Origin of the sequence: Glycomyces algeriensis, from assembly GCF_027622855.1 — a bacterium.
Lineage (GTDB): Bacteria > Actinomycetota > Actinomycetes > Mycobacteriales > Micromonosporaceae > Glycomyces > Glycomyces algeriensis.
In genome coordinates, this window is record NZ_JAPZVR010000001.1 from 659,598 (window position 1) to 684,655 (window position 25,058).

Below are 25,058 nucleotides of genomic sequence, written 5' to 3' on the forward strand. Positions count from 1 at the left end.
GCGCTCCAACGCAAACCGCCAGATCAGGCGAAGGCGTTCACGCCGGTGAGCTCGGCCGAAAACGCCCACAGCCGCTTCGCCTCGTCGGGGTCGACCGCGTAGGGCCGCACGCCCGACCACTCCTCGGACACCTCGGCGACCTCGCAGTCCTCGAGGTAGAGCCCGCCCATGCCGTCGAGCCGCGGCGAGGTGGCGGCCCAGGTCTGGGTCCCGGCGCCCTGCTCGGTGGTCTTGAACCGCTCGGGCGGGTTGCCCTCGTCGTCGATCCAGCCCATCTCCTTCTGCTCCGCCAAGGGGATGTGCCGCTGCAGCGGCGTGAGGATCGCCCCGGGGTGCAGTGCGAAGGAGCGGATGCCAGAGCTCTGTCCGAGCCGGTCGAGTTCGACGGCGAACAGGATGTTCGCGGTCTTCGACTGCCCGTAGGCCTTCCAGCGGTCGTAGCCCTGCTCGAAGTGCGGGTCGTCCCAGCGGATCGGCGAGTTGCCGTGCCCGCCTGAGGAGGTCATGACGACGCGCGCGCCCTCCAGGAGCGGGATGAGGCGGTTCACGAGGGCGTAATGGCCCAGGTGGTTGGTGGCGAACTGGAGCTCCCAGCCCCGCTCGGTGCGCGTCTCCGGGCAGGCCATGATCCCGGCGTTGCCGAGGAGCATGTCGAAGCGCCGCCCGTCGGCGAGGCGCCGTTCGGCGAACTGCCGGACGCTGTCGAGGTCGGCGAGGTCGAGGTCGTCCACCTCGACGCCGTCGATGTCCTTCAGGCTCGCGGCGGCGAGGTCGGGCCGGCGGGCGGGGACGATCACCGTCGCCCCGGCGTTCGCCAGCGCCCGCGTGGTCTCGAGGCCGATGCCGGAGTAACCGCCGGTCACCACGGCGGTCTTCCCGGTGAGGTCGATGCCCGCGAGGACGTCGGCGGCGGTGGAGCGGTTGTTGAAGCCGGAGTCGATCGGCTGCTGCTTGTCGGTCATGCCACCACGCTACGGCTTGGAGTGCACTCCAACGCAAACCGCCAGGTCAGCACTCCGCACCGACCTGAGTGGAGTCTCGTTTAGTCGAGGAAGCCCAGGACGTGCGCCAGGCCGCGCTCGCCCATGCGGACCTCGCCCGGGAGGATGTACGCGCGCAGGCCGCTCGCCGCCGCGCCGCCGTCCTTGGCCGGGTTGTCGCCGACCATCAGCGTGCGGCGCGGGTCGACGCCGAGGCGCTCGCACGCCGCGCGGAACAGCACGGGGTCGGGCTTCTCGGTGCCGTACTGGTACGAGATGACGCGCACGTCGATGAGGTCGACCAGGCCGAAGTGCTCCATGTGTACGCCCACGTCCCACGGGAAGTCCGAGACGATGCCGGTCTTGATCCCGCGGCGGCGCAGCTCCCGCAGCAGCGGCTCGGTGTCCGGGTAGGGCACCCACGCGTCGGGGGCGGCGATCGCGTCGTACGCCTCGGCCTCGATGCCCTGGAGGAAGTCGACGTGCTCGAACCAGCCGAGGAGGGCCGTGCGGTGCTGCTCGGCGGACTCGTCGCGGCCGATCTGCAGGGCGGCGACCTCGGGGATGCGGTAGGCCTCGCCGAGCTGCGCGACGGTCTTCTCGAGCAGGTCGTCGTCCAGGACGCGGCCCGTGGCGGCGGCGACCCGGCGCAGCCAGGTGCCCGCGTCGATGAGCTTGAAGATGGTGTTGCTGAAGTCGAACAGGACCGCCTCGATCGGCGGCACGGGCTCGGACTGCTCGGCCGCGGTCGGCCGGTAGGCGACGGCTGAGTCGAAGAGGCTGTGGATCACGGCGGGCCTTCCGTCCTGGACTGCGGCGGTCGCCGCAACCGTAACCGAGCACGGGCGACCCCACCACGGTTCCGGCCGCACTTCACACCGGGAACCGCTGAGTTCCGCAGCCGTTAAACCGTTGGCCACCGCGGCACCGGGACCGCATACTCTGCGGATGCGTCGACTCCCGCACGGCTACACGAACCGGACCACCCGCGACCGGGCGACGGTGGTGAAGCATTACGAAGGGCCCGACGCGGAGCTGCGGCTCGAACGCGAACGCCTGGTGCTGACCGCGCTGGCCGGCACGGTCCCGGTGCCCCCACTGCTCGGCGCGGGCGAGGGCGCGTTGACGCTCGGCTTCGTCGAGGGCGCGCCCGGCCAGGAGCTCCTCGACTCCGGCGACGCGGCCGAGGTCCTGCGCTCCTGCGGCGAGGTCCTGCGTCGCATTCACGCGACCACGGGCGCCCTCGGCGAGGGCACGCTGGTCCACGGCGACTTCGGGCCGAACAACCTCCTGCTCGACCCGGTCGGTTACGCGGTGACCGCGGTCGTCGACTGGGAGTTCGCGCATCTCGGCGACCCGATCGAGGACCTCGCGTGGTGCGAGTGGATCGTGCGGATGCACCACCCCGACCGGGTCGGGGCGCTCGACGCGTTCTTCGAGGGCTACGGCGCGTCGGTTCCGGACTGGCCGCTGCGCCGGGCCGCCATGGTCGACCGGTGCCTGGAGCTGCGCGAGTTCTGCCGCCGCTGGGATCCGGATGGTCCAGCCGTCGCCGAATGGGAGCGGCGGGCCGAGGTCACCGCGGGCTGGTGATGTTGGCGTAGAGCGGGTTCGCACCCGGCGGGCGCTCGTCGTCGGCTACCGGCCCGGGCGCGGTGCCGTCGCCGAACGGGCTGCCGCCCAAGGACTCCCGGCCGTGCTCGGAGAGCCAGTTCGCGAGGTCCGGGCCCGCAGGTACCACCTGGGTCGGGTTGATGTCCTCGTGCACGACGTAGTAGTGCCGCTTGATCTGGTCGAAGTCCACAGTGTCCCCGAATCCGGAGGTCTGGAACAGGTCGCGCGCGTACGCCCACAGGACCGGCATCTCGGCGAGCTTGTTCCGGTTGCACTTGAAGTGGCCGTGGTAGACCGGGTCGAACCGCACGAGGGTCGTGAAGAGCCGCACGTCGGCTTCCGTTATGTGCTCGCCCATGAGGTACCGCTGCCCGGCCAGGCGCTCCTCGAGCCAGTCGAGGGCCTTGAACAGCCGCTTGTACGAGAGCTCGTAGGCGCGCTGGGACCCGGCGAAGCCCGCGCGGTAGACGCCGTTGTTGATCTCGGTGAAGATCCGCTCGATCACCGGGAGCATCTCGTCGATGAGCGACTCCGGCAGCAGGTCCGGCGCGCCCTCGCGGTGGTGCCCGGCCCACTGGGTGGAGAGGTCGAAGGTCAGCTGCGGGTAGTTGTTGGTGACGAGCTGACCGGTGGGCACGTCCACGAGCGCGGGCACGGTGATGCCGCGCGGGTACTCGGGGAAGCGCTTGAAGTAGTGCTCCTGCAGCCGCTCGGTGCCGAGCACGGGGTCGCGTCCGTCGGGGTTCAGGTCGAACGTCCACGAGCGCACGTCGTGCACCGGCCCCGGCGTCGCCAGCGAGATGGCGGACTCGAGGCCGAGCAGGCGGCGGATGATGATCGACCGGTGCGCCCACGGGCAGGCCCGCGCGGCCACGAGCCGGTAGCGGCCCGGCTCGACCGGCCAGGCCAGCGCGCCCTCGGTGAGCCCGGCCATGCGCGGGTCGCCGATCTTCGAGTGCGCCTCGACGGGCGCCGCCCGCACGGCCGCCGCGTCGGCCACGACGCGGTCCTCGATGTAGTTGGTGTCCCTGGTGAACTCGCCGCCGGTCACGTACGCGCCCTTGGTGGAGTGCGCGGTGCCGTCGGTCCGGTTGGGTTCGCTCTGTGCCACACGCCCAGCCTACGCATCGCCGAGCCGGCGGGTGCCGCGCGCGCGAGACCGTCCGGCCGATTCTTCCAAGGGGTTGAGAAAGTACTGGACGTTCGCGGTGCGGCGGCGAATACTTGACCGCCATGTCCACCTCCAAGCGCCGCCGCATGCTCGCCCTCGGTGCACTCGCATTGGGCGCGTTCGGAATCGGTCTCACCGAGTTCGTCGTGGTGGGCCTCCTCGGGCCGCTCGGCGACGACCTCGACGTCTCGATCTCCACGGCCGGACTCCTCGTCACCGGGTACGCGGCCTCGGTGGCCGTCGGCGCGCCGATCATGACCGCCGCCGGTACCCGCCTCCCGCGCAAGACGATGCTCGTCATCCTCATGGGCCTCTTCATCGCCGGCAACGTGCTCGCCGCGAAGGCCCCCGACTACGGCGTGCTCATGACCGGCCGCGTCGTCTCCGCGCTCTGCCACGGCGCGTTCATGGGCATCGGCCCGGTCATGGCCGCGAGCCTCGTCGCGCCCGACCGGCGCTCCCGCGCGATCGCGCTCATGATGACCGGCCTGACCCTCTCGAACGTCGTCGGCGTGCCCTTCGGCACGGCGCTGGGCCAGCAGCTGGGCTGGCGGGCGGCGTTCTGGGGCATCGCGGTCATCGGCGCGGTCTCGCTGGCGGCGATCATCGCGTTCGTGCCCTCCCGGGCCAACGACACCGGCGGGTCGCTGCGCACCGAGCTCGCGGTCTTCCGCCGGCCGCAGGTGTGGCAGGTCCTCACGATCACCATGCTCGGCTGGGGCGCGGCCTACGCCGCCATCACCTTCATGGAGCCGATCCTCACCCGCGTCTCGGGGTTCGACACCGGGGCGGTGCCCTGGCTGCTCATCCTCTTCGGCATCGGCCTGACCGGCGGCAACCTCCTCGGCGGGCGGCTCGCGGACCGCGCGCTCATGCCGACCATGTACGGCACCATCACGGCGGCCACCGCCGCTCTGGTCGTGTTCGCCTTCGCGGCCCCGTACGCGGTCCCGGCCGCGGTCATGGTGTTCGCGCTCGGCGCGGCCGGGTTCGCGATGGTCCCGGTCTTCCAGACCCGCGTCATGGACGTGGCGAAGGAGGCGCCTTCGCTCGCGTCCTCGGTGAACGCCGCGGCGTTCAACGTCGGCATCGCCCTCTCGGCGTGGTTCGGCGGCCTCGCCATCGACGGCGGCCACGGCCTCATCGCTCCAGTGTGGATCGGCGTGGCCCTGGGCCTGGCCGCCCTCGCCGTAGCCGCGGCCTCCGGAGCGGCCGAGCGCCGCGCCAAGGCCGCCGCCGACCTGGACGCCCCGAAGCAGCCCCTCGAGAAGGTCTAGTCCACCGTACGGTCGACCGCCCGAAGAGGACCATCGTCCGAGCGGTCAGTTGAGGGCCAGGAGGCTGACTGCCGCCGCCGCTACGGCGAGGCCGATGAGTTGGCCGCGGTGGAGGCGTTCGCCGAGGACCTTGCGGGCCAGCAGGACTGTGCCGGCCGGGTAGAGGGCGACGATCACCGCGACCACCGCGAGGTCGCCGCTGCGGGCCGCCAGGAGGAACAGCAGGTTCGCGATCGAGTCGAGCGCGCCCGCGGCGGCCGAGACCGCGTAGGCGGGCCGCTCCGGGCCCAGTCGGCGCCGCATCAGGAACGCCGCGGCGAGCGTGACCGCCGACGAGACGGTCCGGCCGACGATCAAGGGCCCGACGCCGCTCTCGGCGGGCGCCTGGTGCAGGAAGACCAGTTGCAGCGCGATGGCCGCGCCCGCCCCGAATGCGAGCAGCAGCGCCGTCCGCGACGGCCGTGAGGACCGCACTCCCGGGCCGGCGCTCACCAGGACCACCGCGACCAGCGCGAGCGGCAGGCCGATCATTCCGGCCGCGGCCAGGTGCTCGCCCTGCAGCAGCCCCACGCCCACCGGCAGCGCCGCCGAGACCAGCGCGGTGACCGGTGAGAGCACGTTCATCGGACCGATCGCCAGCGTCCGGTACAGCAGCACGAACGCCGCCGCCGAAGCCACGCCGGAGGCCGCGCCCCAAGCGACCGTGGCCGCATCGAACGACGCCCCGAGCAGCGGCCACAGCAGCAGCTCGACCACGAGGCTCGCAGGGGCCGCGATCATCACCGTCCGCAGCACGTGCGCCTTGCGCGCGCCGAGCCCCCCGAGGAAGTCCGCGCAGCCGTACGCGAGCGAACTACCCAGAGCCAGTACCAAGGCGATCACGGCATCCCACCATCCTCTATCAGAACGACCGGATAGAATAGTAGAACGACCGCGGTGGTGCAGTCAAACGACCGCGCGGACTATTCGAGTGACTTATGCGTCAGGAAGGCGGGCACATGAGCGACGCAGAGGCGGCCCTGCGCACCGTCGCGGCCAACGTCAAGGCGGCCCGCGTCCGCGCCGGCCTCTCCCTCGACGAACTCGGCCGTCGCGCCCGCGTCAGCAAAGGCGCCCTCGTCGGCCTCGAAAAAGCCCAGGGCAACCCCAACCTCGCCACCCTGGTCCGCCTCGCCGACACCCTCGGCGTCTCCGTCTCCGCCCTCATGGAGGGCCCCGCCGAAGACCGCGTCCGCATCGTCACCGCAGCAGCGGTCACACCACTGTGGACCGGTGAGCGGGGCGGCGAGGCCCGCCTCATGCTCACCACCTCCGGCCCCGCCCCCGTCGAGGTCTGGCGCTGGCGGCTCGAGCCGGGCGACGCGTACGCGAGCCACCCGCACCAGGCGGGCGTGCAGGAGACCGTCAGCGTCATGACCGGCGAGATGGTCCTCGTCGTGGACGGGACGGAACACCCGCTCACCGCAGGCCAGACCGCCACGTTCGGCGGCGACGCCCCCCACGCCTACCGCGGCGCGGGCACCGGCACGTGCACCCTCGTCATGACCGTGCACCTGCCGCCCGGAGCCTGAACCTCAAGCGGCCCTGCGGTTCCAGGGGAGGAGCGCCAGGACGCGGGCCATGGCGCAGGTGTCGGTGACCGCCGCGAAGGCCAGGCCGGCGCCGATGGCGGCGGCGAGCCATTTGAGCGGGTCCCAGGCGAGACTGAGGACCACGAAGGCGATGACGAGGTCTCCCGCGGCGAGCCGGACCTGGCGTTCCATGCCCCAGACGCCGCGGCCGCTCGACTCGACCGCGCCGCCGTCCTTGCGCCAGGCGGTCAGGCCGCCTTCGAGGATGTGGACGGGTACGCCCGCGCCCTCGTCGAGGAGGTTCCTGGCCTGGCCCGCGCGTGTCCCGGAGGCGCACACCAGGATCACGGGCGCACCGCCGTGGGCGAGGTCGGCGGCCGGGAGGGTCGCGAGCGGGACGTTGCGCGAGCCGGGGAGGCGTTCGGAGGCGAACTCGCCGGGCGTGCGCACGTCGACGAGGACGGCGCCGTGCGACTCCACCAGCTGCCTCGCGGCCGCCGGGCCGACGAACGACTTCGATGCGACGGACATGTGGGCTCCTCTGTGGTCGGTCCTGGTACCGGAGGCCGGGTTCCCGCGAGCTGATCGGGAACCCGGCCTCCGGCGGTCTGCGGGGGCGGGTCGGGCGTCGGTCGAAGCGGCTGCAGCTCTCAGCCGCCCATCGGGCCGGAGGTCCCCCCGCGGGGCGAAGGTGCGGAACGCCCCGCGGGGGAGTCTGGTGCTATCGGTCCTGGTTCAGGCCCCAGGAACTGCGGATGCGGTTGTCCGCGGCGCGGAACGCCGCGTCGACCAGGATGCCGATGACGAGCACCGTGACGATCCAGCCGATGACCCGCGACGCGTCGTTGAACTCCCGCGCCCCCTGCATCAGCGCGCCGATGGAACCCTGCCCGGCGATGATCACCAGCAGCTCGCCCGCCATCAGCGAGCGCCAGGCGAACGCCCAGCCCTGCTTCAGACCCGACACGAACGACGGCAGCGTCGCCGGGAGGATCACGTGCCGGTACAGCGTCAGGCCCTTCATGCCCAGCACCGCCCCGACCCGCTTGTACGCCGGCGGCACGTAGTCGATGCCCGAGATGATCCCGTTCGCGATCGCGGGCACCGCCCCGAGCACCACCACGAACATGATGGCCGACTCCGAGATCTTGAACAGCAGGATCGCCAGCGGGAACCAGATGATCGACGGCATCGTCTGCAGCCCGGTGATGGCCGAGCCGATCGCCGCCCGCAGCGGCCTGAACCGCGCCACCGCGATGCCCAGCACCGAACCGACCAGCACCGACAGCGCGAACCCGGTCAGGGCCCGCTGCATCGTGATCAGGATCGCCTGCCAGTAGTCCGGAGTGGACGCGTACGCCGCCAGGTCCTCCCACACCGTCAGCGGCGCGGGCAGCACCCACACCGGCTTCCACTCGATCAGCACCAGGAACTGCCACACGCCGATCACGAGGACCAGCGCCAGCACCTTCGGCCACGTGCTCGCCCACAACCGGGAACCGAAACGGCCCCAGCGGGTCTCCGTCACCGGCGTGCGCTCCAGCTCGTCCAGCCCCGACAGCCGCTCGCGGGAGGTGTCCTCCTCCTTCGAGGAGACGGTCTCAACCGGCATGGCGCGACACCTCCTCGCGCAGCGCGTCGGTGATCTCGGCCGCCAGGCCCGCGACCGGCGCCGAGTCGATGCGCCGCGGCCGGTCCAGCCCCACGTCGTACACATTGAGCACGCGGCCCGGCCGCGAACTCAGCAGCACCACCCGGTCGCCCAGGCGCACCGCCTCGCGCACGTTGTGCGTCACGAACAGCACCGTGAGCTCCCGCTCGCGCCAGATCCGCTCCAGCTCGTCGTGCAGGATGTCGCGGGTCATCGCGTCGAGCGCCCCGAACGGCTCGTCCATGAGCAGCACCGACGCGTCCTGCGCCAGCGCCCTGGCGAGCGCCACGCGCTGGCGCATCCCGCCCGAGAGCTCGTGCGGCCGCTTGTGCGCGAACCCGTTGAGCCGCACCGTGTCCAGCAGCTCTGCGGCGCGCTGGCGTCGTTCAGCCCGACCGACGCCCTTCACGCGCAGTGCGAGTTCGACGTTGCCCGAGACGGTGAGCCACGGGAACAGCGCCGACTCCTGGAACATCATGGCGACCGGCCGCTCCACGTTGTCAATGCTGCCGGCGCTGAGCTCGTCGAGCCCGGCGACGAGCGAGAGCAGGGTGCTCTTGCCGCAGCCGGAGGCGCCGACCAGGCAGGTGAAGCTGCCGGGTGCCACGTTCAGCGAGACGCCGTCGAGGGCCGTGACGGCGCCCGGGCCCCGGCCGTAGCGCTTGACCACGTCGGTCAGCACCACGGCCCCTGGGACCCGGGCGGCGTCTTCGGCCGCCACGGCGTGGCGGATGAGGCTCATGCCAGGTCACCCGCCGAGACTTCGGCGTCGCCGCGGTCGGCGAGCACCTGGTTGAGGGCCTCGAGCGCGTAGATGCCCTTGAGGTCGACCTCTTCGAGCAGTCCGACCTCGACGGCGTGCTCCTTGCTGCCCTGGAGCGAGGCCGCGATCGGGTCGGCGGTGAAGGTGAGGTTCTCCCAGGCCGCGGCGATCACGGCGTCGTCCAGGCGCTTGTCGGTGAGCGCCTCGATGCGGTCGTTGGAGGCGGTCTGGGCCTCCTCGGGGTTCTCGGCGATGAAGTCGAGTGCGGCCAGGTGGGCTTCGAGGAACGCCTTGACCAGTGCCGGCTGCTCGTCGAGGAACGCCTTGGACACGATGATGTGGGTGGTGACGAACTGGCCGCCCTCCCACAGCTCGCGCTCGTTGACGAACTCGAGCGCGCCGTGCTTGATGACGAGGTCCGAGTAGCGCGGCTCGACGGCCCAGGCGGCCTGCACGGTGCCCGCGTCGAAGGCCGCGGCGACCTCGGCGTTGTCGATGGGGGTGACGGCGACGTCGCCGCCGCCGTTCTCGTCGGTCGCGAAGCCCTGCTCCTTGAGCCAGTAGCGGGCCGCCACGTCCTGGGTGTTGCCCAGCTGCGGGGTCGCGAGCGCCTTGCCGCGCAGGTCCTCCACCGTGGTGATGGACTCGTTCACGACCAGGCCGGCGCCGCCGGAGGTCGAGCCGCCGATGATGTGCAGGGCCTGGCCCTGGGACTGGGCCCAGCCGTTGATGGCCGGGTTCGGGCCGATGTAGGAGATGTCGATGGCGTCCGCGAAGAGGGCCTCGATCGCCGAGGGCCCGGCGTTGAAGACGGTCTCTTCGATGTGGACGGCCTCGGGCAGGGTCTCCTTGAAGACGCCGGCCTCGAGTCCGACGAGGGCGGGGGCGTGGGTGACGTTCCCGAAGTAGCCCAGGCGGATCGTGCCGCTGGCGGTCGCGCCGTCCGCTTCGGCGGCAGCGGTTGCGCCGTCGCCGTCGTTGCCGCACGCGGCCAGCACCGGGGCCGCGGTGAGGGCCGCGCCTGCGGCTGCGATGACGCTTCGTCGTCTGATGCTCATGGGGATGCTTTCTGATTGAGAGGGCATGAATCCTAGTAGTTCGATTAACTAGATCAAACTAGTAGGAATTCTAGGATCGGAAGTCTCGCGCGGGCAACCCGCGTCCCAGTAAATGGGCCGGGAATGGGCCGGGATTCGGTGCGCGAGCTCGGAAAACGTTCGCCGTCCGGGCGGCGTTCCGCGCATTGGGACGCGAAAGGGGCGCATCGGACGTGATGCGCCCCTCCCTCAGCGGGCGTGGGCGAGGACGCCCTTGACCGCGGATTCGAGGGCTTCGCGGCGCCGCGGGTTCTCCGGGCGCGCGAGGCCGTAGTGCTCACGCAAGGTGGTGCCGGTGTACTCGGTGCGGAAGCGCCCGCGCTCCTGGAGGATCGGGACCACGCGGTCCACGAACGCCTCCAGGCCCGAGGGCAGGACGGCGGGCATGATGTTGAACCCGTCCGCCGCTCCGTCGTCGAACCACTCGAAGATCGCGTCGGCGACCTGCTCGGGGGTGCCGCTGAAGGTGCGGTGGCCGCGCCCGCCCCCGAGGCGGCCGATCAGCTGCCGCACCGTGAGCCGCTCGCGCCGGGCGAGGTCCACGATGAGCGTGAAGCGGCTCTTGGCGCCCTCGATGTCGTCCTCCGTGGGCAGGTTCGCGGGCAGCTCCCGCTCGAGGTCCAGCTCGGACGGGTCGAGCTTCAGCTGCTTCGCGAGGCTGCCCAGCGCGTACTCGGCGACGATGAGCCGGTCGAGCTCGGCCTCCAGTTCGCGGGCCTCGGCCTCGGTGTCGCCGATGACCGGCACGATCCCCGGCAGCACGAGCACCCCGTCGGGGTCGCGGCCGGCCGCCGCGGCCCGGCGCTTGATGTCGGCGTAGAACGCCTGCGCCTCCTGGAGGGTCTGCTGCGCGGTGAAGATCGCCTCGGCGTGGAGCGCCGCGAACGCCTTGCCGTCCTCAGAGGACCCGGCCTGCACGAGCAGCGGGTGCCCCTGCGGGGAGCGCGGCACGTTGAGCGCCCCGGCGACCTGGAAGTGCTCGCCCGCGTGGTCGGCGGGGTAGACCAGCTTCTCGTCGCCCCAGAGCCCGGTCTCCTTGTCGCCCAGGATCGCCGCGTCGTCCCAGGAGTCCCAGAGCTTCTTGGCGACCTGAAGGAACTCCTCGGCCCGGGCGTACCGCGAGGCGTGGTCGGGGAGTTCGGCGAGGTTGAAGTTGCGCGCGGCGTCGAGGGTCGCGGTGGTCACGATGTTCCATCCGGCCCGCCCGCCCGAGAGGTGGTCGACCGAGGCGAAGCGCCGCGCCAGGTTGTACGGCTCGTTGTACGTCGTGGACGCGGTGGCGATGAGTCCGATGTGCTCGGTCACGGCGGCGAGCGCCGCCAGGACCACCGTGGGCTCGAGCGACCCGGAGGGCCGGCGGCCGATGGTGCCCCACAGGGACGGCGAGTCCGCGAAGAACACCGAGTCGAGCTTTCCGCGCTCGGCGATCCGCGCGAGGTTCGCGTAGTGCGCGATCTTGGTGGAGGAGTGCGGGTCGGACTCGGGGAGCCGCCACGAGGCCTCGTGGTGGCCGGTGTTCATCAGGAACGCGTTGAGATGCAGTTGCCTCGTGCTCATGCTTCCTCCTCTTTCTTGATCTCGGCGCCGCCGGCCAGGCCGAGTGCGGCGAGCAGTTCGGTGCGGACCTCGGCGAACCGCGGGTCCGACGGGTCGCGCGGTCCGTCGAGGTCGACGCGCCGCTCGGTGCGCACGTGCCCGGAGTCCAGGACGAGCACCCGGTCGGCGAGGACGATCGCCTCGTCGACGTCGTGGGTGACGAGCAGGACGGCGGGCTTGTGGCGCTCGTAGAGGGCACGCAGGAGCCCGTGCATCTTGATGCGGGTCAAGGCGTCCAGGGCCCCGAAGGGCTCGTCGGCCAGGAGCAGCTGGGGTTCGCGCACCAGCGAGCGGGCGAGCGCCACGCGCTGCTGCTCGCCGCCGGAGAGCTCGCGGGGCCAGGCCCGTTCGCGTCCGGCGAGCCCCACTTCGGCGAGGGCCTCGCGGCCCCGCGCCTTCGCGTTCGGGCCGTTGAGGCCGATCACGACGTTGCGCAGGACCCGCTGCCACGGCAGCAGCCGCGAGTCCTGGAAGACCACCGAGACCTGTTCGGGCACTTCGATGTCGCCGGTGCCCGAGGCATCCTGGTCGAGGCCCGCTAGGGCCCGCAGGAGCGTGGACTTGCCCGAGCCGGAGCGGCCCAGGAGGGCCACGAACTCGCCGGGTTCGATGGTCAGGTCGAGGCCGGACAGCACGGGGCGGTCGTCGGTGAAGGAGCGGTGGAGGCCGCTGATGCGCACCGCCGCGGTCGTGGCGGTCAGTCCTCCAGCGTGCGTCGCCATGACAGAACCCTCCTCTGGACGATGCGGACGACGGTGTCGGAGACGAGCCCGAGCAGGGCGTAGAGGACCAGGCCGACGATGATGATGTCGGTCTGCCCGTAGGTGCCGGCCAGCAGCATCATGTAGCCGATGCCGCTGGTGGCGTTGACCTGCTCGACCACCACGAGGGACAGCCACGAGGAGGTCACGGCGAAGCGCATGCCCAGGAAGAACCCCGGGAGCGCGCCGGGCAGGACCACCCGGCCGAGGAAGGCCGCGTGGTTGAGCCGCAGCGTCTCGGCGAGCTCGGCGTAGCGCCCGTCGATCGAGCGCAGGCCGTTGTGGGTGTGGATGTAGATCGGGATGAGCACGCCGAGCGCGATCGTGATGATCTTCATCCGCTCGTCGATGCCGAACCACAGGAGCAGCAGCGGCAGCAGCGCGAGGTTCGGGATCGACCGCTTGATCTGCACCGGTCCGTCCACGACGGCCTCGCCCCAGCGGCTCAGCCCCGAGACGATCGCGAGCACGAGCCCGGCGAGCACGCCGAACGTGAGCCCGAGCGCGAAGCGGCGGGCCGAGACGAGCAGGTCCGGTCCGAGCCGCCCGGACTCCCAGAGGTCCCAGGCGGTCTCGACCACGGTCCAAGGGGCCGTGAGGATGCGCGGGTCGATCCAGCCCTGCGCCGAGCCCCAGATCCAGACGCCCAGGAGCAGCAGCGGGCCGATGAGGTAGCCGAGCGGGATCGACTTGCCCGGGCCGAGGCGGCGCTTGCCCCGCGGCCTGGAGGCGCGGCCGCTCGCCGCCTCGTCGTGCTTGAGCGGCGGCGGGGCGCCGCGCGCCGGCTTGGTCTCCACGGCGGTCATGACGCGCCCGCCTCTCCGTACTCGGCGATGCCCTCGTTCACGAGGTGCTCGAAGCGGCGGTCGTAGATCTCCTCGGCGTCGAAGACGTCGTTGCCGGTGCCGGCCGCGACGATCTCGATGGTCTCCTGGTGGCGCTCGATGGTCTCGTCCCAGTTCTCGGGGAAGTCCGGCTCGCCCTCGCGGTCGAACAGGTACTCGCCGTCCTCATAGGGCAGTCCCTCGTGGTCGACGTACCAGGCGTTGATCCACTCCTCGCGGTTCGCCCTGGTCCAGAGCTTCGCGGCGCCCCACAGGCGCACGTACTGCGCGATGGCGGCCGCTTTGTCCGCGTCCTCCAGGACCTCGATGGGCGCGTAGAGCGTCCACGGGTCGTCGCGCAGGCCGTGCGGGATCGCGGTGGCGCCGTCCGGGCCGTACTTGTTGATGTAGGAGCGCACCTGGGTGCCGCCGATCGGGGCGACGTCGACCTCGCCGCCGCCGAGGGCGTTCGAGTAGGTGTCGGCGGTGCTCGGCAGCTCCACGAGCTGCACGTCGTCCTGGCTCAGCCCGGCCGCGTCGAGCACCCGCAGGATCAGCGCGCCCTGCGCCTGCCCGGGGGAGTACGCGATCTTCTTGCCGGCCAGGTCCTCGATCGCCGCCACGTCCACGCCGGGGGCGACCCCGAGGTCGTAGATGGGGTGCGCGAGCGGGTCGGTGCGGCCCGCGGCGGCCACGATCTTCACCGGGAGGTTGGTCCAGGTCGCGTGGATCGGCGGGATGTCGGCGACCGAGGAGACGTCGAGGGACTTGGCGCGGAACGCCTCGGCGGACTTCGGCCCGCCCGAGATGTTGGCCCACTCGACGTCGAAGGTCAGGAGGCCCACCAGGCCCGACAGCTCGAAGGCGAGCTGCTGGACCGGGTCGCCGATGACGACCTTGGTCCCCTCGGGGACGGCGGTGGGCAGGGCGGCGTCGGCGGCGAGCACCGGGCCGCTCGGCTCCTCGGAGCAGGCGGTGAGCGCCAGCGCCGCGACGGCGGGCGCACCGGCTAGCAGGGTTCGGCGGGTTGCGTTGGAGGACATGGGGACGGCCTTTCAGAAGGAGTCGGGAAGGAGTCGGGCGGGGCCGGGGCGGGCCGCCGCCCGGCAGGTCATTCGAGCGGGGCGGCGGCGCAGTAGCCGCCCGCGTGGTACACCAGCGGTTCGTGGTCCCCGCCGGCCTCGGCGTCGACCACCAGGGCCAGGACCACGTGGTGGTCCCCGGCCTCGATGCGCTCGGTGACGACCGCGCGCAGGAACGACGGGGCGTTGTCGAGCACCGGCTCGCCGGTCTCCAGCCGCGACCACAGGGTCGGCCCGCCGAAGCGGTCGATGCCGCTGGTGGCGAACCGGGTCGCGATCTCGTGCTGCGCGGCGGACAGGAAGTTGACGGTGAGGCTCTCGGCGTCCCGGACCGCCGGCCACGCGGACGAGCCGGTGGCGATCGCGAACGACACGAGCGGCGGGTCGATCGACACCGAGGTGAGCGAGGTGGCGGTGAACCCGGCCGGGCCGGACCCGGCGTCGGCGCACACCACGGTCACGCCCGCGGGGTGGGCCCGGAACAGGGACCTGAAGGACTCGGGGGCGACCCCCGCCGGGGCTGCGAGGCGCGCGCTCATGCTGCCGCTCCGACCGGCTTGCGGCCCAGGCCGAGTGCGGCCTCCAGGGCCGGGGCGTGCGCCTCGGTCCAGGCGCCGATGTGCTCGGGGAGGGCCGGCAGCTCACTCTCGCGCAGCGCCAGCGACGGCACCGGCAGGCTCGCGCCGAGCTCGGCCAGGACCGGCCGCAGCTGCAGGTCGGCGAGGAATCGGTGCTCGGCCGAGGCCGCGATGGTGACCGGCACGGCCAGGACCCCTTCGAGGGCCCGCGGGGCGAGCTGGTCGAGGAACAGCTTGAGCAGACCGGTGTAGCTGGCCTTGTAGACGGGCGTGCCCACGATGAGCACGTTCGCGGTGTGCACCTGGGTGGCGGCGTGCTCGAACCCGTCGTGCGGGGGCTCGATGCCGTCCAGGTACAGCTCGGCGAGGTCGATGGAGGCGGCGCGCGGTTCGGCCCGGAGCTCGGAGCCGATGGCCGCGGCGAGCGCCTCGGCGGTGGTGAGGGTGCGGGAGAGTCGCTTCGGATTGCCGACCACAGTGGTCAGTGAGATGGCGGCGGTCACGGTGGTGTCCTTACAGGTGAGATGGGCGAAGGCACGCCGCTGGAGGGCGTGCGGGGATGCGGGCATGGAAGGGCCCGTGGGGATTCGCAGGAGGAGGGTGATCGAGCGCAGCCTGGGACGCCTGCCCGCTAGGGGCTGCGCTTTAGGGCCTGTCCCGCGGATCAGACCGGTCGTTATCCGGCCCGTTTGCCCGCTCGCTTCGTTGTCGGCCCTCCAGATACAACACCGGTATCTGGAGGGCCTTCCGCCTTGCGAGCGAACAAACGGACTCGGATACCGCCGCTCCCTGATCCGCGGGACAGGCCCTAACACATTCGCAGACACAGTGCGCTGGCGGCGCGCATCTGGTCGATTTCGCGCCGCCGTGTGAGGAACTCGGCGGTCGTCATACGGAGAACACTATCAGTATTCCTATAGAAATACTAGGAATTCTTAGATGGTGAGAAGCCGGTCTGCGGCGGGCGAGGCCGCGCCGGTCCGGTACTCCACGTCGCGGCTGCGGGTGAACCGGTAGCCGACGCCGCGCACGGTGCCCACGAGCTCGTCGAACTCCCCGAGCTTGGATCGCAGGCGCCGCACGTGGACGTCGACGGTGCGGCCGGGGATGCCGGTGTCCGGTGTCTCCCAGACGTACTGCAGGAGTTCGGCCCGGGTGTGGACCATCCCGGGGTACCGCGCCAGGAACGCCAGGAGCTCGAACTCCAAGCGGGTCAGGGCGATCGACTCGCCGCGCACGAGCACTTCGCGGCCGGGCACGTCGATGAGGAGCGCGGGGGGCGACTGCGGCGCGCTCGGCGCCGCGAGCGCGGCCGGGCTCTCGGGCGCGGCGGGCGCGCCCTCGGAGGCGACCGAGATGCGGCCGCCGCTCTGGGAGAGCACGCCGAGGGCGGCGGTGAGCCGCCTTGCGAGGCGGGGGTCGTCGGCCGGGATCTCGATGGTGACGGTGATCGTCGCGAGTCCGTTGCGGCGGTGGACGGGAGGGCGGGTGTGGGTCTGGACGGGAGTCATGGCGTCGCCTTCGGGTTCGGGTTCGAATGGAGTACCGGAGCGGGCGACGCCAAGGGCGCGGTGCTCGGAGGCCTTGCGGCTAGCGAGCGTGACCGGCGCCGACGGTGCCGCCCGGGCGACACAGGGCCGAGTTCGAGCGGGAGAAGTCGATGTGGCGGCGCTTGGTCCGCCTCGACTCCGCCCCAGGCGCCGTTCCGGGCGCTGCGCCTTCGCTGCTGTGGTTCACCATGACAGCATATCCTATCTATCAAGTAGGATTCAAGTCCACGTTCCGTTCTGCCCCAGAACCCATGAAGGGAGCCTGGCTCATGCAGGTCTCCGCACGCGGCGAGTACGCCGTCCGCATCGCACTCACCCTGGCCGCCGAGCATCCGCGCACCATCTCGGCCAGCACCCTCGCGTCCGCTCAGGGCCTGCCCCGCAAGTTCGCCGAGGTGATCCTCGGGGACCTGCGGCGGGCCCACCTGGTCGCGAGCGCCCGCGGGGTCGAGGGCGGCTACCGGCTCGCCCGCGGGCCGGAGCGGATATCGGTGGGGGAGGTGCTCCGCGCCGTCGACGGCCCGCTCGCCGAGGTGCGCGGGCGCCGGCCCGAGGAGACGAGTTACGAAGGGGCTGCGGTGAACCTGCCGCGGCTGTGGGTCGCCGCCCGCGCCGCGGTGCGCTCGGTGCTCGACGAGGTCTCGCTGGAGCAGGCCGCCAGCGGCGAGTTCCCGGTCCGTGTCGCGGAATTGACAGACGAGGAGGGCGCCTGGGCGCCCCGCTGACCTTGCGCGGCGGGTGCGCGGGCCTTAATATCTACATATCCTATTGATTAGATAGGATAACCGCACCGCTCGGAGGTCACCCATGTCCGACGCCTCGCTCTTCCTCGCAGCCCCGCCCCTCACCGTGGACGCGGTCTTCGAACACATTGCCGCCCAAGGCTTCCGGCCCGCCGCCCCGACCAGGATCGGCGCCGAGGTCGAATCCCTCGTCACCAGTGCGGCTGACCGGCGCCGCCGCCTCGACCCCGAGTCCCTCAAAGCCGTGCTGGCCGTCCGGGACGCCCTGCCGCGCCGCTCCCGCCTCAGCTTCGAGCCCGGCGGCGCCGTCGAGCTCAGCTCGCGGCCCGCCGCCTCCGTAGCGGCGTGTTTCGCCGACCTCGAGTCCGACCGGCTCCGCGTCGCCGCCGCGCTGAGCGCCGAGGGCTACGAGCTCCTCGGGCTCGGCCTCGACCCGGTCCGCCTGCCCCGCAGGGTCCTCCGCACCTCCCGCTACCAGGCCATGGAGGAGCTGTTCGACCAGGACGGGCGCGCCGGGCGCTGGATGATGTCGAACACCGCGTCAGTCCAGGTCTGCATCGACATCGGCGACGACCGCCCCGGCCACCGCGGCATCGCCGACCGCTGGGAGCTCGCGCACCGGCTCGCACCCGTGCTCATCGCCGCGTTCGCCAACTCGCCGCTGCGCCGCGGCGAACCGAGCATGTGGCGCTCCACCCGCCAGCACGTGTGGGCCGCGATCGACCGCACCCGCTCCCGCCCTGTGGGCGAAGGCGACCCGCGCGAATCCTGGGCCCGGTACGCCCTCGACGCCCGCGTCATGGCCGTGCGCGGCCCCGGCCGCTGGACCGTGCCGCGCGGCCTCACCTTCCGCGACTGGATCAACGGCGACTACCACCAGGCCCCGACCCTCGACGACCTCGACTTCCACCTCTCCACGCTCTTCCCGCCCGTGCGCCCCCGGGGCGACTACCTCGAACTGCGGATGATCGACGCCCAGCCCGGGGCCGACTGGATCGTGCCCGTCGCCGCCGTCGCCGCGCTCTTCGACGACCCCGCCGCGGCGATGAGCGCCCGCGCCGCCCTCGAACCGCTCTGGCACCGCGCCACCGCCGCCGACCTGTACCTCCGCGCCGCCACCGCGGCCCTCGGCGACGACGGCATCCGCCTTGCCGCGGAAGCCTGCTTCGCCGCCGCCCGCGGAGCCCAGACCGACTCCGACACGGCCGCGCGCCTCGACCGCTTCACCGACGAGTACGTCGCCCGCGGCCGCACCCGCGCCGACGACCTCGTCGTCGGAGCCCGCCGGGACTGAGTCAGCCCCGCTGCCGAGCGTTCACTGTGGCGTTGCGCGCATTGCGAACACGCAGCTCATTCAGGTGCTGCTGTCGCACGTGTGGGCCGCTAGTATGGGGGCGACCCCCATCCCGCCGCCCTGATTTGGACGCTCGATGCCGAACCCGCCTTCCTCCCTGAACCGCCGCCTACTGCTCGGAGGGGCGCTCGGGGTCGCCGGCATCGGCGTGGGCGCCGGAGGGGCGGCCTTCTTCCTGCGCCCGGACGAGCCCGCGTCCATCGCCGCCTCCGACGACCTCAGCATTCCCACGCTCGACTTCAACGGACTGCGGGCGCGCGCCGCCGAACTCCTCGTCGGCGGCGAGTTCGACCCGTCCGACCCCGAGTACGCACCCGCGATCGCCCGGATCGAGACCGAGGCCGCCGAGCTGTGGGACACGATGGACCGCAGCGAGGGGCGCACCGCCGTCTGGCCCGACCTCGACCCGGTCTCCAAGGCCGCCAACTTCAACAACTCCTTCCGACAGCTCTACCGGATCGCCACCGCCTGGGCCACGCCCGGCACCTCCCAGTACGGCGACGAGGCGATCGCGGCCGCGATCGCCGAAAGCCTCGGCCTGCTCTACGACGAGGGCTACAACGAGCGCGTCGAACAGGTCGACAACTGGTACTGGTGGGAGATCGGCTCGCCCACCGCCCTGCTGAAGATGTGCGTGATCCTCTACGACCACATCCCCGCCGAGCGGATGCAGCAGTACTTCGCGGCCGTCGACCGCTGGTGCCCCGACGCCGACATGCGGGTGGTCAACCCCGTGATCCACGAGGTCGGCGCCAACCGCGCCGACAAGGCCGTCATCCTGGCGCTGCGCGGCATCCTCGGCGAGGACGACGAGAAGCTGCGGCTCGCCCGCGACGGCCTCTCCGGCACCACCACCGACGAAGGCCGCCACAGCCTCTTCCAGTACGTCACCGAGGACGACGGCTTCTACCGCGACGGCTCGCTCATCCAGCATGACAACGTGCCCTACGCCGCCGCGTACGGCACCACGCTCCTCTCCTCGGCCGGGATGGCCGTGTCGCTCCTCGCGGGCTCGGCGGGCGAGGTGGTGGACGAGAACCTGCCGGTGCTCTACGACGCGGTCGAACTGAGCTTCGAGCCGTTCCTCGAGGACGGCCTGTTCATGGACTGCGTGTACGGGCGCGGCGTCTCCCGCCCCGAGCAGCGCGACCACACCAACGGCGCCGCCTTCATCACCGCCCTCACGCAGCTGGCCGTCGGCGCCCCGCCGCAGTACCGGGAGCGCTGGCACGCCGTCGTCAAGGGCTGGGCCGAACGCTCGCAGGAGACCTTCCCGTATGCCGAGCGCGCCGGGATCGCCGGCCTGAGCCGCGCCCGGGCGATCCTGGAGGACGACGCGGTCGCGCCCGCCCCGCGCCCCGAGCACAGCCGGGTCTTCGCCGGGATGGACCGCGCCGTGGCCCGCCGCGCCGACTGGTCCTGGGCGCTGTCGATGTCCTCGAACCGGGTGGCGGCCTACGAGATGGGCAACTGGGAGAACCTGCACGGCTGGTACCTCGGCGACGGCATGACCTACCTCTACCTCCGCACCGACGCCGAGCAGTACAACGACGAGTTCTGGCCCACCGTGGACCCGTACCGCCTGCCCGGGACCACTGTGGACACCCGGGAGCGGGAAGTCACCGCCGCCTCCGAGGGCATGGTCAAGCACCTGCCCGAGAACGACGTCGCGGGCGGCGCGGCTCTCGGCGACCGGTACGCGGTCGCGGCGATGGAACTCGTCGCCGACGGCTCCAGCCTGCGCGCCAAGAAGGCCTGGTTCGTCCTCGACGACGCGGTCGTCGCCCTCGGCGCGGACATCACCGCCTCCGACGGCCGCACCGTCGTCACCACCGTCGAGAACCGGAACCTCGGCGCCGAAGGCTCGCCGCGCCTCAGCGTGAACGGCGACGAGCAGTCGAGCGAACCGGGCTGGGCCGCCGAACTCGACGACGCCCGCTGGATCCACCTCGAAGGCGTCGGCGGCTACCTCTTCCCCTCGGGCGCCGAAGGCCTCCGCGGCCTCCGCGAGACCCGCACGGGCGCATGGAACGACATCGAGCAGGGCCCGACCACCGGCGGCGGCGACACCGAAGTCCACTCGCGACGGTACGCCACCCTGTGGTTCGACCACGGCACCTCGCCCGCCGCCGCCACCTACGCGTACGTCCTGCTCCCGACCGCCGACGAGTCCGCGACCGCCACCGCCGCCGGCAGCGACCGGCTCCAGATCCTCGCGAACACGCCTGCAGTGCAAGCGGTCACCGACGGCAGCCGCATCGCCGCCCACTTCTGGCAGGCCGGCGAGGCCGGAGGCCTCACCTGCGACGGCCCCGCCTCGGTCCTCGTCGCCGAAGAAGACGGCGAGTACACCGTGGCGATCGCCGACCCCGGCCGCACCACCAGCGAAGTCGTCGTCGAACTCTCCTCCGCCGCCAGCGAAGTCCTCGAAGCCGACGACACCGTCACCGTCGAGACCGGCGACCGGCCCCGCATCACCGTGCGCACCGAGGGCTCCCTCGGCGCGACCCACACCGTGCGACTGCGCTGACCCGCAAGGCGATTCCGCGCGAAGCGGCCCCGCCCGGCCCGCCCGAACTCAGCGCCGCTCGAGTGCGGCGCGCACCTCGGGCCGCGACAGCAGCCACACCGCCGCGGCCGCGCCGACGACCAGCAGCACCTGCACCACGGTCTCGACCGCCTCCACCCACCCGGGGAACGCGTCGAAGACCCGCGCGGCCACCAGGGTGTCCGCCTGGTTCGCGCCCGCTTCCGCGAACCGCCGCCCGAGGTTCAGCAGCCCCGGCACCGCGCACAGCGCGACCGCGACGATCGCCGTCCACAGCGTGAACCCCCGTGCCGTCGTGGCCGTCCGCGCCGCGAGGATCGCCGCGACCAGGAACAGCACCGCGAAGACCACATAGGCCAGCAGCGACACCCAGTACGGCAGGTACCAGCCCATAGGCCCGAGCTGCTCGCACGGGAATGACCGGTCGCTCCACCCGCCGGGCGGCTCCAGGTCCATCACGTCCCCGCAGGCCTCCGCAGAGACGTTCGCGAACCGCCCGTACATGGCGACCTTCACGACCGCAGCCGCCGCGAGCACCGCGGCCAGCGCCCACAGCACCGCGCTCGCGAGCCCGAGTGCGCGCGGTCGCATCGCGTTCGCGTCCATGGTGCCTCCTAGTTGCCGACTGACCACATGGTACGAACCGCGCGCCACGGCTCAGGGCCGGAAGCGGTAGCCCATGCCCGGTTCGGTGAGGAGGTGCACCGGGCGGGCCGGGTCGGCCTCGAGCTTGCGGCGCAACTGGGCCATGTACTGGCGCAGGTAGTTCGTCTCGCGGTCGTAGTTGGGCCCCCACACGCGGTGCAGGAGCTCGCGCTGGCCGACGAGCTTGCCCGGATTGCGCAGGAGCACCTCGAGGAGCTGCCACTCGGTCTTGGTGAGCCGCACCTTCTCACCGTCGCGGACGACCTCGCGGGCCGCGAGGTCCACGGTGGCCGAGCCGATTGCGGTCACGGGGGAGTCGCCGCCGCCGCTGCCGCGGCGGGTCGCGGCGCGGACGCGGGCGAGGAGTTCGCCGATGTCGAACGGCTTGGTCACGTAGTCGTCGGCGCCGGCGTCGAGCGCGGCGATCTTCTCGGCGCTCGCGGCCCGGCCCGAGAGCACCAGGATGGGCGCGCTCGTCCAGCCCCGCAGCCCCGCGATGACCTCGGTGCCGTCCATGTCGGGCAGGCCGAGGTCGAGCACGACGAGGTCGGGGACGAACGCGGCGGCGGCGCGCAGCGCCTGCGCCCCGTCCGGCGCGGTCGCCACCTCGTACCCGTGCGCGCTCAGGTTGATCCGCAACGCCCTCGCGATCTGCGGTTCGTCGTCCACGACCAGGATCTTGATCACTCCGTGCCCTTCTCTTCCACCTGCGGCAGCGCCAGCACCATCGTCAGTCCGCCGCCCGGTGTCGCCTCGGCGACGAGCGAGCCGCCCATCGCCTCCGCGAGGCCGCGCGAGAGCGCGAGCCCCAGCCCGACCCCGCTGGTGTTGTCGCGGTCGCCGAGCCGCTGGAACGGCGTGAACATGAGCTCCCGGCTCTCGTCGGGCACGCCCGGGCCGCGGTCGACCACGCGCAGCTCCACGAGGCTCCCGTGGCGTCCCGCGATGACCAGGGGCGGTTCGCCCTCCGGGCTGAACCGCAGGGCGTTCGCCACCACGTTCACCAGGATGCGCTGCAGCAGACCGGGGTCGGCCCGCACCTCCGGCAGGTCCGGGGCCACGTCGAGGCGCACGGCCGCGGCGGCCTCCCCGATCTCGTCGAGCGCCCACGGCACCGCGTCGTCAAGCGCCACAGGCACCGGGTTCGCGCCGAGCACCCCGGCCTGGAGGCGGCTCATGTCGAGCAGGTTGTCGACCAGGCTCGTGAGCCGCGCCAGGGAGGTCTCGGCGGCCTCCAGCAGCTCGTCGCGCTCCTCCCGCGTGAACAGGTCCCCTGTGGACCGCAGGCTGGAGACGGCGACGCGCGCGGACGCGAGCGGGGTGCGCAGGTCGTGCGAGACGGCCGCGAGGAGGGCCGTGCGGAGCTTGTCGGTGTCGGTGAGCCGCTGCACGGCGGCGGCCTGGCGCTCGAGGCGTTCGCGTTCGAGCGCGGCGGCCGCGTGCATCGCGAAGGCCTGCGCGATCCGCCGGTCCGCGGCCTCCAGGGTGTGCCCGCGCAGGGCCAGCGCGAGGTCGTCGCTGATGGGCAGGTCGTTCTCGGCCGTCCCCGGGCTCGCGCAGCCTTCACCGGCGCATGCGACGATGCGCCACAGCCGCGGGTCCTGCCGCTCGGCCGGGCCCGCCCCGGCCTCGGTGCGCTCCAGGAGCGTCGCCGACTCGAGCGAGAACGTCTCGCGCAGCTGCTCCAGCAGGTCCTCGACCCGGCTGCCGCCGCGCAGCACGCTGCCGGCGAGGGTCGCGAGGGTCTGCGCCTCGGTGCTCGCGCGCGCGGCGAGGCGCGCCCGCGCGGCCGAGAGGTTGACGACCCCCGCCCCGCCCAGAGCGAGGGCGATGAAGATCGCCAGGGAGATCAGCTGCTCCTGGTCGTGCACCTTGAACGTGTTGAACGGCTTGGTGAAGAAGTAGTTGAGCAGCAGGCTGCCCGTGAGCGCGCCGAGCAGCGCGGGCCACATGCCGCCGGTGAGGGTCAGGCCGAGGACCGCGGTGAGGACGATGAGGATCATCGTGGTGAGCGAGAGCTCCTCGTGCAGCGGCAGGAGCGCCATGCACAGGGCCGGGATCCCCAGGACCGCGAGTGCGATGCCGAGCCGGCGGCGGCCGCCGACGACGCCGCGGCCCGCCCGGGTGCGCCTCACCGTGGCGACCCGCTCGTGGCTCACCAGGTGGACGTCGATCTTCCCGGAGCTCGCGGTGGTCGTGACGCCGACGCCGCGCGAGAGCATCTGCGCGAACCGGCCCCGGCGGGACGCCCCGAGCACCAGCTGGGTCGCGTTCACACCGCGCGCGAACTCCAGGAGCGCGTTCGGGATCGTGCGCCCGACGACCTGGTGGTAGGAGCCGCCGAGGTCTTCGACGAGGTTCCGCTGCCGGGCGAGGTTCCGCGCGGAGCGCGCGCTGGTGAGGCCGTCGCCCGAGGCCACGTAGACGGCCTTGAGGTCGGCCCCGCCGGAGCGGGCGGCGATGCGGGCGGCGCGGCGGATGAGCGTGTCGCCCTCGTCGCCGCCCGAGAGCGCCACGACGACGCGCTCCTTGGACTCCCAGGTGGCGGTGATGTGCTGGGCCTCGCGGTACTGCTCGAGCTGGTCCTCGACCTTGTCGGCCAGCCAGAGCAGCGCGATCTCGCGCAGCGCGGTGAGGTTCCCGACCCGGAAGTAGTTCGCGAGGGCGGGCCCCACCTTCTCCGGCGGGTACACGTTGCCGTGGATCATCCTGCGGCGCAGGGCCTCCGGCGTGATGTCCGCCAGTTCGACCTGGTCGGCGCGGCGCACGACCTCGTCGGGCACCGCCTCCTCCTGCGCCACCCCGGTGATCTGGGCGACGACGTCGCCGAGCGAGGCGAGGTCCTGCACGTTCACGGTGGAGATTACGTCGATGCCGGCGTCGAGCAGTTCGTCGACGTCCTGCCAGCGCTTCTCGTTGCGGGAGCCGGGCGCGTTGGCGTGCGCGAGCTCGTCGACGATCGCCACTGCGGGCGCCCGCGCGATGACGGCGTCCACGTCGAGTTCGCCGACACCGGCCACGGTCTTGCGCGGCACGGTCTCGAGGCCGTCGAGGAGTTCGGCGGTGTGGGGCCGCCCGTGGGTCTCCACGAGGCCGATGACGACGTCGGTGCCGCGCTCGCCGCGCCTGCGGGCCTCTTCGAGCGCGGCGAAGGTCTTGCCGGCCCCCGGGGCGGCGCCGAGGTAGATCCGCAGTTGTCCGCGTGGCACGGACCCATCATTCCCCGTGTCCGGGGGTTCGGCCATCAAGAAAG

The 25,058-nt window shown here is 72.2% G+C and carries 23 protein-coding genes and 1 pseudogene; 6 read left to right on the forward strand and 18 right to left on the reverse strand.

The window, feature by feature from the left end; translation table 11 throughout:
• Nucleotides 1-23: 23 nt before the first annotated feature.
• Complete coding sequence (locus O2L52_RS02760; protein ID WP_270113775.1) at nt 24-962, reverse strand: SDR family NAD(P)-dependent oxidoreductase; 939 nt, start codon at nt 960-962, stop codon at nt 24-26.
• A gap of 80 nt (nt 963-1,042) precedes the next feature.
• Nucleotides 1,043-1,771 (reverse strand): HAD family hydrolase, encoded by a 729-nt coding sequence (locus tag O2L52_RS02765; RefSeq protein ID WP_270113776.1) that lies wholly within the window; start codon nt 1,769-1,771, stop codon nt 1,043-1,045.
• A 157-nt stretch (nt 1,772-1,928) separates the two neighbouring features.
• On the opposite strand from O2L52_RS02765, the gene O2L52_RS02770 reads away from it, so the two are divergent.
• Complete coding sequence (locus tag O2L52_RS02770; RefSeq protein WP_270113777.1) at nt 1,929-2,573, forward strand: phosphotransferase family protein; 645 nt, start codon at nt 1,929-1,931, stop codon at nt 2,571-2,573.
• On the opposite strand, the gene O2L52_RS02775 is transcribed toward O2L52_RS02770, so the two are convergent.
• The gene (locus O2L52_RS02775; RefSeq protein ID WP_270113778.1) at nt 2,557-3,705 is read right to left on the reverse strand and encodes a glutathione S-transferase family protein; all 1,149 of its coding nucleotides are present in this window, start codon (nt 3,703-3,705) and stop codon (nt 2,557-2,559) included. The two genes, O2L52_RS02770 and O2L52_RS02775, sit on opposite strands and share 17 nt — an antisense overlap.
• Nucleotides 3,706-3,827: 122 nt before the next feature.
• Between O2L52_RS02775 and O2L52_RS02780 the strand changes: the two genes are divergently transcribed.
• Nucleotides 3,828-5,042 (forward strand): MFS transporter, encoded by a 1,215-nt coding sequence (locus tag O2L52_RS02780; protein ID WP_270113779.1) that lies wholly within the window; start codon nt 3,828-3,830, stop codon nt 5,040-5,042.
• A 45-nt stretch (nt 5,043-5,087) separates the two neighbouring features.
• On the opposite strand, the gene O2L52_RS02785 is transcribed toward O2L52_RS02780, so the two are convergent.
• Nucleotides 5,088-5,924 carry a DMT family transporter gene (locus tag O2L52_RS02785; protein ID WP_270113780.1) on the reverse strand — a complete coding sequence of 279 codons (837 nt, stop codon included), beginning with the start codon at nt 5,922-5,924 and terminating at the stop codon, nt 5,088-5,090.
• 116 nt (nt 5,925-6,040) lie between these two features.
• On the opposite strand from O2L52_RS02785, the gene O2L52_RS02790 reads away from it, so the two are divergent.
• The gene (locus O2L52_RS02790) at nt 6,041-6,613 is read left to right on the forward strand and encodes a helix-turn-helix domain-containing protein (protein ID WP_270113781.1); all 573 of its coding nucleotides are present in this window, start codon (nt 6,041-6,043) and stop codon (nt 6,611-6,613) included.
• A 3-nt stretch (nt 6,614-6,616) separates the two neighbouring features.
• On the opposite strand, the gene O2L52_RS02795 is transcribed toward O2L52_RS02790, so the two are convergent.
• The 11 genes and pseudogenes from O2L52_RS02795 to O2L52_RS02845 form a co-directional block, all read right to left on the reverse strand.
• Entirely contained in the window at nt 6,617-7,144 is a 528-nt protein-coding gene (locus tag O2L52_RS02795; protein WP_270113782.1) for a rhodanese-like domain-containing protein, read from the reverse strand.
• Nucleotides 7,145-7,334: 190 nt separating this feature from the next.
• The gene (locus O2L52_RS02800; RefSeq protein ID WP_270113783.1) at nt 7,335-8,225 is read right to left on the reverse strand and encodes an ABC transporter permease; all 891 of its coding nucleotides are present in this window, start codon (nt 8,223-8,225) and stop codon (nt 7,335-7,337) included.
• A pseudogene (locus O2L52_RS02805) lies at nt 8,215-8,862 on the reverse strand (ABC transporter ATP-binding protein); the annotation flags it as partial. The pseudogene O2L52_RS02805 and the gene O2L52_RS02800, both read right to left, overlap by 11 nt.
• A gap of 140 nt (nt 8,863-9,002) precedes the next feature.
• Nucleotides 9,003-10,085 (reverse strand): ABC transporter substrate-binding protein, encoded by a 1,083-nt coding sequence (locus O2L52_RS02810; protein WP_270113785.1) that lies wholly within the window; start codon nt 10,083-10,085, stop codon nt 9,003-9,005.
• A gap of 228 nt (nt 10,086-10,313) precedes the next feature.
• Nucleotides 10,314-11,681 (reverse strand): LLM class flavin-dependent oxidoreductase, encoded by a 1,368-nt coding sequence (locus O2L52_RS02815; protein ID WP_270113786.1) that lies wholly within the window; start codon nt 11,679-11,681, stop codon nt 10,314-10,316.
• Complete coding sequence (locus tag O2L52_RS02820; protein ID WP_270113787.1) at nt 11,678-12,442, reverse strand: ABC transporter ATP-binding protein; 765 nt, start codon at nt 12,440-12,442, stop codon at nt 11,678-11,680. Before O2L52_RS02820 ends, O2L52_RS02815 begins: the two co-directional genes overlap by 4 nt.
• Entirely contained in the window at nt 12,418-13,287 is an 870-nt protein-coding gene (locus tag O2L52_RS02825; RefSeq protein ID WP_270113788.1) for an ABC transporter permease, read from the reverse strand. The genes O2L52_RS02820 and O2L52_RS02825 overlap by 25 nt, the downstream gene beginning before the upstream one ends.
• The gene (locus tag O2L52_RS02830; protein WP_270113789.1) at nt 13,284-14,348 is read right to left on the reverse strand and encodes an ABC transporter substrate-binding protein; all 1,065 of its coding nucleotides are present in this window, start codon (nt 14,346-14,348) and stop codon (nt 13,284-13,286) included. Before O2L52_RS02830 ends, O2L52_RS02825 begins: the two co-directional genes overlap by 4 nt.
• A gap of 68 nt (nt 14,349-14,416) precedes the next feature.
• Nucleotides 14,417-14,926 (reverse strand): flavin reductase family protein, encoded by a 510-nt coding sequence (locus O2L52_RS02835; RefSeq protein WP_270113790.1) that lies wholly within the window; start codon nt 14,924-14,926, stop codon nt 14,417-14,419.
• A complete protein-coding gene (locus O2L52_RS02840) occupies nt 14,923-15,468 on the reverse strand; it encodes an NADPH-dependent FMN reductase (RefSeq protein ID WP_270113791.1) in 546 nt (181 codons plus the stop codon). Before O2L52_RS02840 ends, O2L52_RS02835 begins: the two co-directional genes overlap by 4 nt.
• A gap of 432 nt (nt 15,469-15,900) precedes the next feature.
• Nucleotides 15,901-16,476, reverse strand: coding sequence for a winged helix-turn-helix domain-containing protein (locus tag O2L52_RS02845; RefSeq protein ID WP_270113792.1), 576 nt, complete (start codon nt 16,474-16,476; stop codon nt 15,901-15,903).
• Nucleotides 16,477-16,784: 308 nt separating this feature from the next.
• Here O2L52_RS02845 and O2L52_RS02850 point away from each other — a divergent pair, with 308 nt between their 5' ends.
• The 3 genes from O2L52_RS02850 to O2L52_RS02860 all read left to right on the forward strand — a co-directional run bounded on the left by O2L52_RS02850 (nt 16,785) and on the right by O2L52_RS02860 (nt 21,142).
• Nucleotides 16,785-17,240, forward strand: a complete 456-nt coding sequence (locus tag O2L52_RS02850; RefSeq protein ID WP_270113793.1) for an RrF2 family transcriptional regulator — start codon at nt 16,785-16,787, stop codon at nt 17,238-17,240.
• 82 nt (nt 17,241-17,322) lie between these two features.
• A complete protein-coding gene (gene egtA, locus O2L52_RS02855; protein WP_270113794.1) occupies nt 17,323-18,552 on the forward strand; it encodes an ergothioneine biosynthesis glutamate--cysteine ligase EgtA in 1,230 nt (409 codons plus the stop codon).
• Nucleotides 18,553-18,688: 136 nt separating this feature from the next.
• A complete protein-coding gene (locus O2L52_RS02860; protein ID WP_270113795.1) occupies nt 18,689-21,142 on the forward strand; it encodes a polysaccharide lyase 8 family protein in 2,454 nt (817 codons plus the stop codon).
• A gap of 48 nt (nt 21,143-21,190) precedes the next feature.
• Here the strand turns inward: O2L52_RS02860 and O2L52_RS02865 are convergent, their stop codons facing one another.
• The 3 genes from O2L52_RS02865 to O2L52_RS02875 are packed head-to-tail and all read right to left on the reverse strand — an operon-like array spanning nt 21,191 to nt 25,014.
• The gene (locus O2L52_RS02865; protein WP_270113796.1) at nt 21,191-21,766 is read right to left on the reverse strand and encodes a hypothetical protein; all 576 of its coding nucleotides are present in this window, start codon (nt 21,764-21,766) and stop codon (nt 21,191-21,193) included.
• 51 nt (nt 21,767-21,817) lie between these two features.
• Entirely contained in the window at nt 21,818-22,492 is a 675-nt protein-coding gene (locus O2L52_RS02870) for a response regulator (RefSeq protein WP_270113797.1), read from the reverse strand.
• Entirely contained in the window at nt 22,489-25,014 is a 2,526-nt protein-coding gene (locus tag O2L52_RS02875) for a sensor histidine kinase (RefSeq protein WP_270113798.1), read from the reverse strand. The genes O2L52_RS02870 and O2L52_RS02875 overlap by 4 nt, the downstream gene beginning before the upstream one ends.
• Nucleotides 25,015-25,058 lie beyond the last annotated feature (44 nt).

Bases quoted from the DNA above. Each gene is read 5' to 3' on its own strand.
- O2L52_RS02760 (WP_270113775.1), bottom strand. From the start codon at position 962: ATGACCGACAAGCAGCAGCCGATCGACTCCGGCTTCAACAACCGCTCC.
- O2L52_RS02770 (WP_270113777.1), top strand. From the start codon at position 1,929: ATGCGTCGACTCCCGCACGGCTACACGAACCGGACCACCCGCGACCGG.
- O2L52_RS02780 (WP_270113779.1), top strand. From the start codon at position 3,828: ATGTCCACCTCCAAGCGCCGCCGCATGCTCGCCCTCGGTGCACTCGCA.
- O2L52_RS02790 (WP_270113781.1), top strand. From the start codon at position 6,041: ATGAGCGACGCAGAGGCGGCCCTGCGCACCGTCGCGGCCAACGTCAAG.
- O2L52_RS02795 (WP_270113782.1), bottom strand. From the start codon at position 7,144: ATGTCCGTCGCATCGAAGTCGTTCGTCGGCCCGGCGGCCGCGAGGCAG.
- O2L52_RS02800 (WP_270113783.1), bottom strand. From the start codon at position 8,225: ATGCCGGTTGAGACCGTCTCCTCGAAGGAGGAGGACACCTCCCGCGAG.
- O2L52_RS02810 (WP_270113785.1), bottom strand. From the start codon at position 10,085: ATGAGCATCAGACGACGAAGCGTCATCGCAGCCGCAGGCGCGGCCCTC.
- O2L52_RS02815 (WP_270113786.1), bottom strand. From the start codon at position 11,681: ATGAGCACGAGGCAACTGCATCTCAACGCGTTCCTGATGAACACCGGC.
- O2L52_RS02820 (WP_270113787.1), bottom strand. From the start codon at position 12,442: ATGGCGACGCACGCTGGAGGACTGACCGCCACGACCGCGGCGGTGCGC.
- O2L52_RS02825 (WP_270113788.1), bottom strand. From the start codon at position 13,287: ATGACCGCCGTGGAGACCAAGCCGGCGCGCGGCGCCCCGCCGCCGCTC.
- O2L52_RS02830 (WP_270113789.1), bottom strand. From the start codon at position 14,348: ATGTCCTCCAACGCAACCCGCCGAACCCTGCTAGCCGGTGCGCCCGCC.
- O2L52_RS02835 (WP_270113790.1), bottom strand. From the start codon at position 14,926: ATGAGCGCGCGCCTCGCAGCCCCGGCGGGGGTCGCCCCCGAGTCCTTC.
- O2L52_RS02845 (WP_270113792.1), bottom strand. From the start codon at position 16,476: ATGACTCCCGTCCAGACCCACACCCGCCCTCCCGTCCACCGCCGCAAC.
- O2L52_RS02850 (WP_270113793.1), top strand. From the start codon at position 16,785: ATGCAGGTCTCCGCACGCGGCGAGTACGCCGTCCGCATCGCACTCACC.
- egtA (WP_270113794.1), top strand. From the start codon at position 17,323: ATGTCCGACGCCTCGCTCTTCCTCGCAGCCCCGCCCCTCACCGTGGAC.
- O2L52_RS02860 (WP_270113795.1), top strand. From the start codon at position 18,689: ATGCCGAACCCGCCTTCCTCCCTGAACCGCCGCCTACTGCTCGGAGGG.
- O2L52_RS02865 (WP_270113796.1), bottom strand. From the start codon at position 21,766: ATGGACGCGAACGCGATGCGACCGCGCGCACTCGGGCTCGCGAGCGCG.